The organism is Kitasatospora sp. NPDC057512 (assembly GCF_042802135.1).
GTDB lineage: Bacteria > Actinomycetota > Actinomycetes > Streptomycetales > Streptomycetaceae > Kitasatospora.
Genome location: NZ_JBHVET010000112.1, coordinates 1 through 15620, shown reverse-complemented (window position 1 = coordinate 15620; position 15620 = coordinate 1). Strand labels below are relative to the sequence as shown.

The 15620-nt window shown below is 75.8% G+C and carries 11 protein-coding genes; 8 read left to right on the top strand and 3 right to left on the bottom strand.

What is annotated here, in order from left to right:
* Nucleotides 1–25 precede the first annotated feature (25 nt).
* The gene (locus tag ACFU6K_RS10710) at nt 26–943 is read right to left on the bottom strand and encodes a hypothetical protein (RefSeq protein ID WP_380662203.1); all 918 of its coding nucleotides are present in this window, start codon (nt 941–943) and stop codon (nt 26–28) included.
* Nucleotides 944–1013: 70 nt separating this feature from the next.
* Nucleotides 1014–1337 (bottom strand): metal-sensitive transcriptional regulator, encoded by a 324-nt coding sequence (locus ACFU6K_RS10705; RefSeq protein WP_380662204.1) that lies wholly within the window; start codon nt 1335–1337, stop codon nt 1014–1016.
* Between the two features lie 248 nt (nt 1338–1585).
* Here ACFU6K_RS10705 and ACFU6K_RS10700 point away from each other — a divergent pair, with 248 nt between their 5' ends.
* Nucleotides 1586–3832 carry a heavy metal translocating P-type ATPase gene (locus ACFU6K_RS10700; protein WP_380662202.1) on the top strand — a complete coding sequence of 749 codons (2247 nt, stop codon included), beginning with the start codon at nt 1586–1588 and terminating at the stop codon, nt 3830–3832.
* A 135-nt stretch (nt 3833–3967) separates the two neighbouring features.
* Nucleotides 3968–4507: a hypothetical protein gene (locus ACFU6K_RS10695; protein WP_380662201.1), complete on the top strand. Its 540-nt coding sequence runs from the start codon at nt 3968–3970 to the stop codon at nt 4505–4507.
* Between the two features lie 2 nt (nt 4508–4509).
* On the opposite strand, the gene ACFU6K_RS10690 is transcribed toward ACFU6K_RS10695, so the two are convergent.
* Nucleotides 4510–6306 (bottom strand): hypothetical protein, encoded by a 1797-nt coding sequence (locus ACFU6K_RS10690; protein ID WP_380662200.1) that lies wholly within the window; start codon nt 6304–6306, stop codon nt 4510–4512.
* 292 nt (nt 6307–6598) lie between these two features.
* On the opposite strand from ACFU6K_RS10690, the gene ACFU6K_RS10685 reads away from it, so the two are divergent.
* From ACFU6K_RS10685 to ACFU6K_RS10660, 6 genes are all read left to right on the top strand, one after another.
* Complete coding sequence (locus ACFU6K_RS10685; RefSeq protein WP_380662199.1) at nt 6599–10837, top strand: hypothetical protein; 4239 nt, start codon at nt 6599–6601, stop codon at nt 10835–10837.
* A gap of 148 nt (nt 10838–10985) precedes the next feature.
* The gene (locus ACFU6K_RS10680; protein WP_380662198.1) at nt 10986–11408 is read left to right on the top strand and encodes a hypothetical protein; all 423 of its coding nucleotides are present in this window, start codon (nt 10986–10988) and stop codon (nt 11406–11408) included.
* Nucleotides 11405–12289, top strand: a complete 885-nt coding sequence (locus tag ACFU6K_RS10675) for a nucleotide exchange factor GrpE (RefSeq protein WP_380662197.1) — start codon at nt 11405–11407, stop codon at nt 12287–12289. Before ACFU6K_RS10680 ends, ACFU6K_RS10675 begins: the two co-directional genes overlap by 4 nt.
* A gap of 31 nt (nt 12290–12320) precedes the next feature.
* The gene (locus ACFU6K_RS10670) at nt 12321–14888 is read left to right on the top strand and encodes an Hsp70 family protein (protein ID WP_380662196.1); all 2568 of its coding nucleotides are present in this window, start codon (nt 12321–12323) and stop codon (nt 14886–14888) included.
* 41 nt (nt 14889–14929) lie between these two features.
* Nucleotides 14930–15310, top strand: coding sequence for a hypothetical protein (locus ACFU6K_RS10665; protein WP_380662195.1), 381 nt, complete (start codon nt 14930–14932; stop codon nt 15308–15310).
* A 98-nt stretch (nt 15311–15408) separates the two neighbouring features.
* The coding region (locus tag ACFU6K_RS10660; protein WP_380662194.1) for a chaplin at nt 15409–15620 on the top strand (212 nt) is incomplete at its 3' end.

Here is a 15620-nt window from a genome sequence, read left to right as displayed (position 1 = left end):
CCTTTCGTATTTCGTACGGGCGCGCTCAGTGCTGATGGCCGTCCGGGGCGGCGGCGCCGTCCGTCGTCACGGTGAAGGCCGCCGTGCGGACGGTGTCCTGGTGCTTGAAGTCCAGGAAGAGGCGGTAGCTGCCGGTGCTCGGGGCGGTGGCGGTGAAGCCGATCTCCGGGCCCGGGGTGCCGGTGTCCGGGTGGACGTGCAGGTAGGCGAGGTCGCCGGCGCGCAGGGCGACGAGGTGGCCGTACGCGCCGAGGTAGGGCTGGAGGTCGGTGACCGGCTTGCCGTCCTTGCTGACGCTCAGGGTGAGCGCGCCGCTGCGCCCGGGCGTGAGGTCGCCGCCGAGGGTGACGGTGTAGCCGTCGACGGTGACGGTCCGTCCGGTCTCCGGCAGCGGGGCGGGCCGCAGGTCGCCCGCGGCGTGCAGGTCGGCGCCGAGGGTGAGGCCCTCGCTCGCCCCGGCCGGGGTGAAGTCCGCGAAGACCCGGTACGCCCCGGCGGCGGGGACGGCGGTCCGGGCGCTCCAGGTGCCGTCGGCGGCCAGGGTCGGGTGCAGGTGCTGGAAGGTCGACAGGTCGCGCGGGGCGACGATCAGGTGCAGGTCCTTCTCGTGCTGCTGCTGGTAGGCGGTGACGGGCTTGCCGTCCGCGCCGAGGATGCGGAAGCGCAGGTCGGTGGGGGAACCGGCGGTCACGAACGGGTTCTCGACGCTGAGCGTGTAGCCGCGTTCGGAGACCTGGAGTCCGCCGGGCAGGTGCTCGGCGCCGCCGTCCGTCGGCTCCCCGCCGTGACCTCCGTGTCCGCCGGGTCCGCCGTGACCGCCGTGCGCGGTGGTGGCGGGCTTGGGGGAGGGGCCGCTGCCGGTGGCGTGGCCGACGCCGAGGGCGAGGCCGAAGGCGGCGGCGAGTCCGGCGGTGAAGGCGGTGATGCGCAGCGGGGTGTTCATGGCGGGTTTCTCCTCGGGGTGCGGGGTGCGGGGTGCGGGGTGCGGGGCGGGCGTGGAGTGAAGAGGGGGTTCAGGTCCGCATGAGCCGGGCGATGGCCTGGGTGGCCTCGGAGACCTTGGCGTCCGCCTCGGCCCCGCCGCCCGCGATGGCGTCGTGGACGCAGTGGGCGAGGTGGGAGTCGAGCAGCTGCAGCGCGACGGACTGGAGGGCCTTGGTGGCGGCGGAGACCTGGGTGAGCGTGTCGATGCAGTAGGTGTCGGTGTCGACCATGCGCTGGAGGCCGCGGATCTGGCCCTCGACGCGGCGCAGTCGGCGCAGGAGCTGGTCCTTGTCGTTGTGGTAGCCGGCCATGGGGTCTCCTCGGGTTCCGGCGGGGGCTCGACGCGACGTGATGCGGTTCGGCGCGCCTCGGTACGGGTCGACGCGACTCGGTGTGGCTCGATGCCCATGAGTGAATACCCCATGGGGGTATCAAGTCAAGCAGTCGCCGCCCCCGAAAAATACGGGCAGGGGGTATCCCTCAGGGCTTGCGGCCGATACCCCTCGGGGGTATAAATGAACCCGGCACCGCCCGATACCCCCCATGGGTACGAGGGCCCGGCCGCCGAACGTACCGCACGACGACGTCACGAGGAGCGACGATGACTACGCAGGCACCCGCCTCAGCGGAGGTGGAACTCTCGATCGGCGGCATGACGTGCGCCTCCTGCGCGGCCCGGATCGAGAAGAAGCTCAACCGGATGGACGGGGTCACGGCCAGCGTCAACTACGCCACCGAGAAGGCGAAGGTCTCCTTCGAGGGCGGGGTCGAGGTCGCCGACCTGATCGCCACTGTCGAGGCCACCGGCTACACCGCCGCGCTGCCCAAGCCCCCGGCGGCGGAAGGGGGTTCGGGCGCCGGGCAGGCCGAGCCGGCCGACGAACTGGCCCCGCTGCGCCAGCGGTTGTTCACCGCCGTGGCGCTCGCGGTGCCGGTGATCGCGATGGCGATGGTGCCGGCCCTCCAGTTCGACAACTGGCAGTGGCTGTCGCTGACCCTCGCCGCGCCGGTCGTCACCTACGCCGCCTGGCCGTTCCACCGGGCCGCGTTCACCAACGCCCGGCACGGCGCCGCGACCATGGACACCCTGGTCTCGCTCGGTACCACCGCCGCGTTCCTCTGGTCGCTGTGGGCGCTGTTCTTCGGCGACGCCGGGATGCCGGGCATGCGGCACGGCTTCGAGTTCACCATCGCCCGCGGCGACGGCTCGTCCAACATCTACCTGGAGGCGGCGGCCGGGGTCACCGCCTTCATCCTGGCCGGCCGCTACTTCGAGGCGCGCTCCAAGCGCACCGCCGGGGCCGCGCTCAAGGCGCTGCTGGAACTGGGCGCCAAGGACGTGACGGTGCTGCGCGGCGGGGCCGAGGTGCGCATCCCGATCGCCGACCTCGCCGTGGGCGACCGCTTCGTGGTCCGGCCGGGCGAGAAGATCGCCACCGACGGCACCGTGGTCGAGGGCGCCTCGGCGGTGGACGCCTCGATGCTGACCGGCGAGTCCGTCCCGGTCGAGGTCGGGGTCGGCGACAGTGTCACCGGCGCCACCGTCAACGCGGGCGGCCGACTGGTGGTCGAGGCCACCCGGGTCGGTGCCGACACCCAGCTGTCCCGGATGGCCCGGCTGGTCGAGGAGGCGCAGAACGGCAAGGCCGCCGCCCAGCGCCTCGCGGACCGGATCTCCGCGGTCTTCGTCCCGATCGTGATCACCCTCGCGGTGGCCACCCTCGGCTACTGGCTGGGCACCGGCGAGGGCTGGACCGCCGCCTTCACCGCCGCCGTCGCCGTACTGATCATCGCCTGCCCGTGCGCCCTCGGCCTGGCCACCCCGACCGCCCTGCTGGTCGGCACCGGCCGCGGCGCCCAACTGGGCGTCCTGATCAAGGGCCCGGAGGTCCTCGAGTCCACCCGCAGGGTCGACATCATCGTCCTGGACAAGACCGGCACCGTCACCACCGGCCAGATGACCCTGCTCGCCGTGCACGCCGCCGAGGGCGTGGACCGGGCCGAGGTGCTGCGCCTGGCCGGCGCCCTGGAGCACGCCTCCGAGCACCCGATCGCCCGGGCCGTCGCCACCGCCGCCGCCAAGGCCGGCGAACTGCCCGCCGTCGAGGGCTTCGAGAACGTCCCGGGCCTGGGCGTCCAAGGCGTGGTGGACGGCCACGCCGTGGTGGCCGGCCGGGAGGCCCTGCTGAACGAGTGGTCGCAGCACCTGTCCGAGGCGCTGGCCGAGGCCAAGCGCACCGCCGAGGCGGCCGGCCGCACCGCGATCGCGGTCGGCTGGGACGGCGAGGCCCGCGCCGTGCTGGAGGTCGCCGACGCGGTCAAGCCGACCAGCGCCGAGGCCATCGGCAGGCTGCGCGCGCTCGGTCTGACCCCGGTGCTGCTCACCGGCGACAACCGGCTGGTCGCCGAGGCCGTGGCGGCCGAGGTCGGCATCGGGCCGGAGCACGTGATCGCCGAGGTCATGCCGCAGGACAAGGTCGACACCGTCAAGCGGCTGCAGGCCGAGGGCAAGGTCGTCGCGATGGTCGGCGACGGCGTCAACGACGCGGCCGCGCTCGCCCAGGCCGACCTGGGCCTCGCCATGGGCACCGGTACGGACGCCGCCATCGAGGCCGGCGACCTCACCCTGGTCCGCGGCGACCTGCTGGCCGCCGCCGACGCCATCCGGCTCTCCCGCAAGACCCTGGCCACCATCAAGGGCAACCTGTTCTGGGCCTTCGGCTACAATGTCGCCGCCCTGCCGCTGGCCGCGGCGGGGATGCTCAACCCGATGATCGCGGGGGCCGCGATGGCCTTCTCCTCGGTCTTCGTGGTCGGCAACAGCCTCCGGCTGCGCCGCTTCCGCTGAGCCCCCCGGGAGGGCCGCTCCGCACCGCCGGGCCGAGGCCCCGGAACCCCACCAAGGTTCCGGGGCCTCCGCGCGCGCCCGCCGCCGGAGACCCTGGCCGACCAGCGCGGATCGCCCGCGACTAGAGTCCGACGCATGGACGAAGACACCGCGCTCTGGCACCGGATCGCCGACCTCCTGCCGGCCGACGCCGCCCGGGGAGTCAAGGACTGCTGGGCGATCGGCGAGCAGGAGAGCGGGCTCGGTCTGCTGGTCGAGGGCCTGCTCGCCCGCCAGATCCCGATCGGCGGCACGGACCGGGCGCGGATCTCCGTGCTCACCGAGGAGTGGGGGGAGCGCGAGCGGCTCGCCCCCGGCCTCCTGCGCTGCCCGGGCGACGGCGCGCCCGCCCCGGTACGGCTGCTGGACGGCGAGCGCGACGAGGCCGAGGTGGTGACGGGCTGGAGCGAACCGGAGCTGGCCGACCTGGTCCTCGTACCGTGGATCGGCTGCACCCGCTGCGGCCGGACCCTGCTGCGCGCCCACACCTGGGAGCCCTGGGACGACTTCTCGTACCACGCCGAGCGCTACGTGATCAGCACGCCGGACGGCCGCCGGGCGGAACGGATCCTCCCGCACGGCGCCGCCGGAGCGGCCTTCGCCGAGCTCCTCCAGGGCTGCCCGGAAGCGAGCTGACGCTAACCCTCCTCCGGTAGCTCCACCGCCTGCCAGCGGTACGCCGCGTCCTCCTGCCACACCTGCAACTCGCCCTCCACCACCGCCGCCAGGCACAGCCGCCAGTCGTCGCCGACGGCCAGCGCGACCCGGGTGGCCGGGCGCAGCGTGGGCCGCCACCACCGCGGTCGGCGGGAGGCGCCGCCGGCCGGCAGCCGCAGCCGTACGCCGCCGGCCCCGGCCAGTGCGACGGTCGGGCCGCCGCGGTGGCCCACCATGGCGAGGCCGAGCGAGGGCTCGCCGTCGCCGATCTCCGTTCCCGCCTCCGTTCCCGATCCGGCTGCCCCCGCGCCCGCGCCCAGCGTGTGCAGCTGGACGGAGCCGTCCGCCCGCAGCACGGCGGCCTGGGGCCCGGCGGAGGTGCGGGCCAGCGCCCCGGCGCGAAGCGGGCCGGGCGGGCCCACCGGGACGGCCGGTCGGGCAGCGCCGGGCCGCCAGCTCAGCAGCCGTTCGCGGTGCTCGACCAGCAGCAGCCAGCCGCCGGGCCGCTCCTCCTCGGCGGCGAGCACCCGGTCGGCCGGGCAGCCGGGGTGCTCCTGGCCGGTGAGGGTGCGGCCGGGTGCCCAGCGGTACGAGCGCAGCGCGCCGCCGACGGCCGTCCACACCGTCATCTCCCCGGCCGAACCGACCGCGCCCGCCAGGCCGTTGACCCCGCGCGCCGCCTCCCACCAGCCCGCGCCCGTACCGACCCACAGGGTGCCGCCGCGGTCCTCGGCGCAGACCACCAGCTCGCCCGGGTGTCCGGCCCAGCCGGCCGTCAACTCCCGTACGGCGGAGGGCCCCTGGCCTGCCGGAAGCGCGCGGCCGGGGCGGCCGGGCCCGGCCAGCGCGGTACCGTCGGCGCCGCCGGTGACCACCAGTGGCCGCCCGGCCGGGTCGGGCAGCACGGCCAGGCCCGCGGTGCGGGCCACCGGCCGGTGGGCGCGCAGCAGTTCACGACCCCGGGCGGCCCATGGGCCGAGCGGGGCGGGGCGGCGCTCCGGGTCCCGGGCCAGCGGTTCGCAGGCCCAGCGCGTCAGCTCCTCGCCGTAGCCCGCCGCCAGCAGTTCGGCGCGGGCCTGCTCGGCGGCCAGCCGGTGGTCCAGGCGGCCGTGGTCGGGCAGCAGCAGGGTGCGGGCGAGGGTGCCGACCGCGAACAGGTCCTTGGCGGTGGTCGGGAAGCCGCCGACCTGCTCGGCCTCCGGCGGGACGTGCCCGGGGGTGAACACCGCGACGGTCAGGGTGTGGTCCAGCGGGGCGAGGAAGGTCAGGTCGATCAGCTTGACCTGCCCCTGGCCGTCCACCAGGACGTTGGCGGGGGAGATGTCGCGGTGCACCCAGCGCTTGCGGTGCAGCTCGTCGACGATCCGGCAGAGCCGGGTCAGCACCTCGGCCACCGCCGGCGGGCCGCCGCGCTGGCCGCGCGCCCAGGTGTGCAGCGGCACGCCCTCGACCCAGGGCGAGATCTGGTAGCCCAGCAGCGCACCGCCGGGCGGGGTGCCGGGCCGGTGCGGGGAGGGGCCGAGCAGGAAGCTGGGCACGACCAGGTCGGTGACGCCCAGCCGGTGCGCGTTGTGCGAGACGTCGTCCCAGCGGCCGAGCCAGCGCCGCACCTCGCCCGGGTCGCGCTCCAGCATGATCTTCGCGGCGACCAGTTCCTTGCGCCCGTTGTGCCCGGTGCGGACCGCCCGCCACACCTCGGCCTCGCCGCCCCGGTGGTGGAACTCCAGGAGCTCGTACTGCTCGGGGTCGAACTCCGGCCCGAACCGGAGCCCGGGCACCCAACGCGACTCCGACACTCGACCCCCGACGGTTGACCGCTGTTGACGCGCCGGTCCGGATACCGCCGACGCGCTGCTGCCTGTGCTGCCGTTCCGCTCCCGACGAGCTGCTGCTGTGCTGCTGTCGTACGGCTGCCGCGCTGCCCAGGATAGTGCGCTTTCCTGTTCGGCTGTCCGATCGAGGGCCTATTCTGATGGCGCCCGAGCAACATCACGACACGACGTCAACTCATGATCGCCAGAAGTCAGTTGGTCATGGGATGGATGGTGTCCGAACCCAGGGGGACGGTGCATGGCGCTGTTAGCGGTGCTGCTGGTCGTGGTGGCACTGGCCGGTGCGGCCGCCGTCGTGCTGGCCCGCCGCAGACGGGCCCTGGACGCCGCGGCGGTGGCGAGGGAACTGGCCGCCGCCGCCGAACGGCTCGCCGCCGGCCGGGACGCCCAGGCCCGCCGCCGCTACGCCCGGCTGGCCCGCCGACTCGCCGACGCGCCCGGGGAGTTGGGCCCGCAGCGCGGCCTCGCCCTGCTCGGCCAGGCCGAGGCCACCGTCCCCACCGGCGACCAGCAGGCCACCCTCGCCCTGCACCGCGAGGCCTACCCGCTGCTCGCCGACCCGGCCCGGCAGCTGCCCCGGTGGAGCCTGCGCCTGCTCGCCGAGGAACGGATGCTCGACCCCGACGGCGACCTCGGCCCGCTGTTCGCCCTCCTCCAGGCCACCGCCGCCGGCGCCGAGCCCGGCCCGGAGGCCGAGACCGTCGCCCGCACCGTCGACCACCTCCAGCACCGCTGCCGCGACGGCGCCCCCGAGCAGCGCGAGGACACCACCGCCCGCGCCCTCGCGGCCCTGCCCGGCCGGGACTGGCCGGTGCTCGCCCGGGCCGCCCTGCTGCGCGCCACCGACCGGGCCGCCGAGGCCGAGGCCCTGCTCGCCGCCGCGGCCCCCTCCGGCAGCGCCGAACTCTGGTTCCGCTGGGGCGCCCAGCTCTACACCCTGCACCGCGACGAACCCGCCGTCGCCGCCTTCGACGAGGCGCTGCGCCGCGGCCCCGGCGAACCCTCCCCGTGGGGGCGCGGCCCGGCCCTGCGCACCGACGGCCTGCTCTTCCGCGGGCTGGCCCGCCAGCGCCTCGGCGCCACCGAGGCGGCCTGGGCCGACCTCGCGGGCGCCGCCGGCGAGAGCCCGACCGACCCCCGCCCCCGCTACGCCCTCGGGCGGCTCGCCCTGCTGCTCGGCGCCGACGAGCAGGCCCGGGAGCAGTTCACCGCCGCCCTGACCGTCCGGCCCGACTACGCCCCGGCCCGGTTCGGCCTCGCCCTCGTGCACGAGCGCGCCGAACGCCCCGCCGAGGCCGCCGCCGACTACCGGGCCGGCCTCGACACGGCCCCCGACTGGCGCCCCGCCCGGGTCCGGCTCGGCGCCGCCCTGCTCGCCGCCGGGCGGGCCGAGGAGGCCGAGCCGGCCCTGCGCACCGAGGCCGACAGAGCGGCCGACGCCGACGCCGGAGCCGGGGCCGGGGCAGGCGCCCGGGGCGGCACCGAACCGGGCACCCGCTGGACCGCCGTCGCCGCCTTCCACCACGGCCTCGCCCTCGCCCGCACCGGCGACCCGGCCGGCGCCCTCGCCCGCTGGGAGGCGCTGGACGACGAGGACCTGCGCCCCCGCCGGGCCCTGGCCCGCGACCGGCTCGCCCGCACCCGGCTGGACACCGACCCGGCGGCCGCCCGCGAACTCTGGCAGCAGGCCACCGCCGAGCACCCGGCCGCCCCCGGCTACCGGGCCGCGCTGCGCGAAGCCGCCCTGCGCGAGGCCGCCCACCTGCTGGTCACCGGCCGCGACCACGCCGAACCGCGCCGCCGCGCCGCCGCCGCGCTCGCCCTCGCCGACACCCTGCCCGGCGCCCTCACCCACCGGCAGGCCCGGCTGCGCGCCGCCCTCGCCCTCGCCGAGGGCACCCCGGAGCCGGTCGCCGCCCTGCTCGACGCCGGCCACGGCCTGCGCGACCGCTACCACCTGGCCGCCGTCGCCCTGCTGGCCGGCCGTCCGGCCCGGACGATCGCCCTCCTCGGCCCGCCCGACCCGGCCGGCGACCCGGCCACCGCCAGGCTGCGCGCCCTGCTCGCCGAACGGGCCGGCAACTGGACCGCCGCCCTGGACTGGTACCGGCACTTCCTGACCTCCGAGACGGCCGCGGCGGCGCCGGCCGGCGACTGCGCGCTCTGCGACCGCCCCGCCACCGGCACCTGCGGCGGCTGCGGCCGCGAGGCCTGCCCCGACCACCAGCACGCCCCCGAGGCCGCCGCCTCGCCGCGCTGCGTGCGCTGCTCCGCCCCCGCGCTGCGCGCCGTCCTCGACTGCGCCCGCCGGGCCGGCACCCCCGAGCAGGCCGAACCGGTGCTCGCCCGCTGGGCCGAGGCGCTCGGCGACGGCGCCGCCGCCGCGCCCGTCCGGACCGACCTCGCCCTGCTGCGCGCCGAACTCGGCCGCCTGGACGAGGCCCTGGCCGGGCTGCCCGCGGCGGCCGGGGCGGCCCGCGCGGCCATCCTGGTCCGCCGGGCCGGCGCCGCCCTCGCCGCCGGTCGGCTCGGCCAGGCCGCCGTCGACCTGCGCCAGGCGCTCCAGCCGGTCCCCGGCGACGGGGTGCCGGGGCGCGAGGTGCCGGGCCGTGAGCGGGCGGCCGGCGCGCTCGTCCTGCTCGCCGAGCACGAGGCGCACCAGGCCGTCCTCGACGGCCGTCACCGTGAGGCCTGGGAGGCCTACCGCGAGCTGCTGCTCACGGACCCGGCCCACCCCCGGCTGCTGCACGCGCTCGGCCTGGCCGGCTACCGGCTCGCCTTCGCTACCGCCGCCTCCTCTACCGGCGACGGTTCCGACACCCCCGACACCCTCGACGCCCCCGACACCTCCGACGCCCCCGGCCAGGAGGTCTGGGCCTGGACGCTCGGCAGCCTGGTCGCCGCCCTGCACCAGCCCCAGCTGTGGGCCGAGTCCGCCCGGACCACCGGCCGCACCGCCGAGCCCCAGCGGCTGGCCGCCGCCCGTACCGGACTGCTCGACCGCCTCCGCGACGACCTGCGCGCCCTCGACCGGGCCGCCGGGCGCAGCGGGGACGAGGTCACCGCCTGGACGCTGCGCCTCGGCCTGGAGACGCACTGCGCGGACGCGTTCGCCCAGGAGGACGTCCGGATCACCCTGCCCGGCCGCCCGGCCCGCCGCCTCGCGCTCGGCCCGGCCCTCGACCGGCTGCTGCGCGCCGAGCCCGGAGCGGGCGGCTGGGCCGAGGCCTTCGAGCAGGCGGTCCGGCCCTGGCGGCAGCGCTCGGCCGGCCCCGACGTGCCCGCTCCCACCCGGGCCCTCGGCCTGTTCGGCGAACTCGGCGCGCAGCGCTACCTACAGCTCCAGGGCCGGCAGGCCGCCGCCGTCGCCGCCCTGGACGCGGTGCCCGAGCAGCGGCGCGGCGAGGACTGGCAGCAGCTGCTCGGTGAGTCCCTGGTCAGCCAGGCCCGCGAGCACCACCGCAACCAGGACTGGCGCGAGGCCCTGGACAGCCTCTCCCGCGCCCGGGCCGTCCCCGGCGCCCGGCTGCCCGCCGACGCCGCCGCGATCGCCGCCGAGTCCGGGGTCCGGGCCGCCCGCGCGCTGCTCAAGAACAGCCTGGACGACCAGGCCGGAGCCGCCGAACTCCTGGAGAAGGCCCTGGCATTGGCCCCCGACGACCCCGAGGTGCGGGGCGACCTCGGCGCCACCTACGCCCAGTGGGCACGCAAGATCAACAACGAGGACAAGGACTACTCCCGCGCCCTCGGGCTGCTGGAGAAGAGCCTGGAGCTGGTCCCCGGGGACCCGACCGCCCGGCACTTCCTGGAGGCCGCCCTCGGCAACCGGGCCGGCCAGCTCAGCCACCCCGACGCCACCGACGCGGAACTGGAGGAGGCCGCCGACGCCTGGCGGGCGCTCATCGAACTCAACCCCGACCCGGACCACCGGATCGGCCTGATCTTCGTGCTGCGCCAGCTCGCCCGCTCGGCGGCCTTCGCCGACGACCGCCGGCGCGCCGTCGCATGGATGGCCGAGGCGCTGCGCGCCGACCCGGAGTGGGAGGGCGGGGTCGAGCACGAGGCCCCGCGCCGGGTCTCGGTGCTGCTCGCCAACCACGTGGTGGACGCCATGCAGGACCAGCCGTTCACCGAGCAGGCCGCGATGCTCCAGAAGGCCAGGTCCTACGACGACTCGACCGACATCCGCCGCCTGATGGTCAGCCTCTGGCGGGGCAAGGCCATCGGCCACTACGAGGGCCGCCGCTACCGCGCGGCGATCAAGCTGCTGGAGGAGGCGCTCGAACTGTCCGGCACCCCGGAGGACACCGACAAGCTGCGCCGCGAACTCGGCATCGTCTACGGCTCGTTCGCCGTCCAACAGGCCAACGCCCGGAAGCTGCGCGAGGCCCGGGAGCTGGCCCGCACGGCCGTCGAGTACAGCCCGGACGACATCGAGCTGCACGCCATGCAGATGCGGATCAACTCGCTCTACTGACGGCAACCGCACGGCAGTTGGAAGCGTCCTGGACCGTACGCCACGGACCGGACGTCGCAGACCGTACGCCACGGACCGGACGTCGCAGGCCGAGCCGTCACCCGAAGCACCACCGCCACCGCCACCGTGAGGAGAGAGACCGCCCGCCATGCCACTGCACGAACCGTCGCCGTACGAGGTCCTGGGCATCCCGCTCACGGCCGGCGTGCGCGAGATCAACCTCGCCGTCGGACCGGCGATGCGGGCCGGCCGGTACACCCGGCAGCAGATCCAGGAGGCCGCCGCGCTGCTGCGCAACCCGGACCGGCGCCTGGAGGCGGACCTCCAGCGGCCCCTCCCGCCGGAGCCCGTCGACCAAGCCGCCGAGCTGCTCGCCCCCGCGCTCGCCGAGCCGCTGCTGGTGATCGAGCGCCCGCCGCTGCCGCCCGCCGCCCTGCCCGCCCTCCACCGGGCCGAACTGGCCGCCGACTTCGCCGAGCCCGCCCCCGGCGGCGCCGACCCCGAACCGCCCGTCCCCGCCCGCTACGCGGCGGACCTGTCCGTGCTGCCGCAGATCGAGGTCCCGGAATGACCGACGCATCCACCGACGTGCCCACCGCCGCGCCCGCCGAAGCCCTGGTTGCCGGCCACCGGCCGTTGGAGATCCCCCCCGGCGTCGAGGAGGTCGACCTGGAGCAGGCGTTCGGCCGGCTGCTCTTCCGGGCGTCCCTGCTGGGGAGCAAGCTGACCGAGCAGAAGCAGGAGGCCCTGGCCGAGCAGCGCGAACTGCTGGGCATCCTGGTCGAGGTGGACGACGCGCTCGCCGCCCTCGGCCTGGACCGCGAGCTGGTGGCGCTCGGGCGCGGCGCCGGTCTGGAGGCCACCCGGCGCCGGCTGCTCGGCCGGCTCGCCAAGGCCAGGGTGCGGCCGATGCGGCTGGACGGCATGACGGCCGACCCGGACCTGACCGAGATCGTGGGCACCGAGGCCCGGTCCGGGGTGGCGCCGGAGACGGTGGTGCGGACGGTGGTGACCGGGTTCTTCTGGGGGGACGAGGTGCTGCGCCGGGCCCAGGTGGTGGTCGCCGCACCGGAGCCGGAGCCGGAGCCGGAGCTGGAGCCGGAGCCGGAGCTGGAACCGGAACCGGAGTCGCCCCCGGACCCGTACTCGGAGCAGGTCGAGCCGGAGGCGCCCGAGCCCGTCGAAGCCCTCGAAGTTCTCGACACCACGGAAGCCGCCGGAGCCACCGAAGCCGCCGAAGCCGTCGAGCCCGAGGCGCCCGTCGAGCCCGGGGCGGCCGACGCACCCGAGGCGCACGACGCACCCGAAGCCGCCGCGCCGGTCACCCGCGCTCAGCCCAAGGCGGCCCCGCCCCGGGCCCGCCGCCGGGCCAAGGCCGTGGCCGAGCAGGCCGTGCAGGTGAAGCAGGCCAAGCAGGCCCACCAGGCCCAGCAGGCGAAGCGCAAGAAGTAGCCAGGACCACGAGGGGCAAGAGGGGAACGACATGTACCGCACACTCGGCATCGACCTGGGCACCACCAACTCCGTGGTCGCCCACCTGCGCCGGGGCGAGCCGGAGATCATCTTCAACCGGCAGAACCAGGAGGCGACGCCCTCCGTGGTCGGCAGCGGCCGCAAGGGCGAGCTGCTGGTGGGTTCCACCGCGCGCAGCCGGATCGCCGTCGACGGCGCCAACGTGATCCGCTCGGTCAAGCGCTTCATGGGCCGCAAGTTCAAGGACCCGCAGGTCCAGGCGGCCCTGAAGGAGGTGGACTACAAGGTCACCGCGGGCACCGACGGCGACGTCAACGTCTGGTTCAACGGCCGCTCGTACACCCCGATCGAGATCTCCGCGATCATCCTGCACCGCCTCAAGGAGGACGCCGAGCAGCGCTTCGGCGAGCCCTTCCACCGGGCCGTCATCACCGTCCCCGCGTACTTCGGCGAGCGGCAGGTCGCGGCCACCCAGGAGGCGGGCCGGATGGCCGGCCTGCACGTGCTGCGGATCATCAACGAGCCGACCGCCGCCGCCCTCGCCTACGGCATCACCTCCGAGGCGGGCGACGAGGGGAAGACCGTCCTGGTCTACGACCTCGGCGGCGGCACCTTCGACATCTCCATCCTGCTGCTGGTGCCCGGCTCGGTCTCGGTGCTCGGCATCGAGGGCGACAACCTGCTCGGCGGCGACGACTTCGACCGGGGGATCACCACCGCGCTGCTGGAGGACATCCGCGAGGAGTACGGCGCGGAGTACCAGCCCGACCTGCGCGACCGTCCGAAGATCGCCGCCACCGCCGAGACCATCAAGATCGAGCTCTCCCACCAGGAGTCCTCCGAGGTCATCCTGCCGGGCCTGGGCGCCGGACAGCTGGTGCTGGAGACGGAGTTCGAGCGCGCCCGCTTCGAGGAGCTGATCGAGGCCCGGATCGAGCGCACCATCGAGCTGACCCACAAGGCCATCATGCAGGCCAACCTGACCGTCGGGGACATCGACGAGGTGGTGCTGGTCGGCGGCTCGACCGCGATCCCGCTGGTCGCCCGCCGGCTCGGCGAGGTCTTCGGCCCCCGGCGGATCCGGCGGGGCGTCAACCCGATGCAGTGCGTGGCGCTCGGCGCGGCCGTGCAGTCCGCGCTGGTCGGCGAGGTGGAGTGCCCCGAGTGCCGGGCCCCCGGCGACCTGTCCGCCTCCAACTGCGCCAACTGCGCCGCCGGCCTGCTCGGCGGCGACCGGGTCTCCTGCCCGACCTGCCACCTCCCGGTCGACGCCGGGGCGGCCGCCTGCCCCAAGTGCGAGCAGGCGCTGGACGGTTCGGGCGGCGGCGCGGTCCCGCGACAGGCCACCAGGGCCACCGCGGTGGTGCACGGCGGCAACTGCCCGCGCTGCGGCACCCCGGCCGCCCCCGGCGTCACCGCCTGCGAGCTGTGCGGCGAGCCGCTCAACTCGGCCGCCCCCGGCCACACCAGGGTGGCCACCACCGCCGCCGAGGACGTCGGTCTGCGCTGCGCCTCCTGCGGCGTGGTGAACCCGCCGGGCTGTGAGGTCTGCCCGGGGTGCGGCGAGCTGGCGCAGGTCACCAACCCGTTCGACATCACGCCGAAGAACCTCGGCATCGAGCTGAACGACGGCCGGCTCGCCGTCATCATCCCCAAGAACACCAGCTACCCGACGAGTTCGCCGGTCAGCCGGGAGTTCGTGGTCTCCGGCAGCGGCCGGCAGCGGCTGGAGGTCGCGGTCTACGAGGGCGAGCACGAGATCGCCCAGCAGAACGAGCTGATCGGCCACCTCACCCTGCGGCTGCCCGAGGGCCTGGGCGGCCGCACCCCGGTGGAGGTCGCCTTCGGCCTCGACCGGGACCGCACCATCACGCTGTCGGTGCGGATCCAGGGCGGCGCCGAGAAGACCGTCAAGCTGGAGCGGGTCACCCTCGACCCCGAGCTGAAGGTGCAGGTGGAGGAGCAGCAGCGGCAGATCGAGTCCTTCACCGACCGCTGGGGCGGCGAGCTGACCGAGGCCGAGATGCGCGAGGCGCAGCGGCTGATGGACACCCTGGACGACCTGGCGGCCGGGCAGACCCGCGGCCAGTCGGTGGACGCGGCGCTGGAGCGGGCCCAGCAGCAGCTCAAGGCCCAGCGCTGGGTGCGCGGCTCCGAGGCGTACCTGAGCCTGTTCATCCACTACTGCGAGAAGCTCCTCGACCCGAGCGACCTGGACCGGCTGCGGTCGGTGGCCGCCGAGCTGCGGCTGCGCCGGGAGGCCGCCGACTGGGACGGCGCGGTGCGCTCGGCCCGCAAGGCGGACGAGCTGTGCGACTCGCTCGGGCACACCATGCGGATGCTGACCATGTGCAACGTCTACGTGACCCAGAACATGGTCTCGCCCGCCCTGGCCCAGCTGATCATGGCCGAGCTGCGCGGGCTGGACGAGGCCGTGGAGGCGCCCAACATGGCGGACGTGAACACCCACATGTCGAACCTGCTGGCCCTGTACGCGCAGGCGCAGCGGGAGCTGGGCAGCGAGCCGGCCCAGGAGTCGCTCGGCCCGGTCCGGCCGGAGGAGGCGGGGCCGCGATGAGCGCCGCGGAATCCGCGCCTGCCGCGCCTGCCGTGTCCACCGTGTCCACCGTGGACGCCGTGGGCACCGGGCTCCCCGGCCCCGCCCTCCCCGGGCCCGCCGCGGGTGCCGTGGCAGCCCCGGAGGCCCCGCCGGTGCCGTGCCCGCTGTGCACGGTGCCGGCGGACCCGGTGACCCTGCGCTGCCCGTCCTGCCGGGAGGACCTGTCCGTGCTGTTCCGGCTGCGTTACGCCGGACGGATCGACTACAACCGGGCGCTGGAGGCCCTGGCGGCCGGGGAGGGGCTGCTCGCCCTCGGGCTGCTGCACCGCGCGCTGGCGGCCGAACCCGGGCTGCGTCCGGCCCGGGAGCTGCTGGAATCACTGAGTGTCGCCGGGTCGGAGGCGGCGGCGCCGGTGGGTCGGGAGGGCGACACGCCCTAGACGGGCGAATCCGGCGTGCGGAGGGGCGCATCCCTTGTGATCGTGGGCGAGGTGTGATCGTCACACTTCGACCCGCTCTGCTCACAAGGAGTGACGCAATGCGTATGCGTACCACCTTCGCCGCCACCGCCCTCGCCGCGGTGACGGTCCTCGCCGGGGCCGGCACCGCGTCCGCCGGCGACGCCACCGCCAACGGGGCCGCCATCGGTTCGCCCGGCATCCTGTCCGGCAACGTGATCCAGGTCCCGATCAACCTGGAGGCCAACGTCTGCGGGAACTCGATCGACATCATCGGGCTCCTCCACCCGGC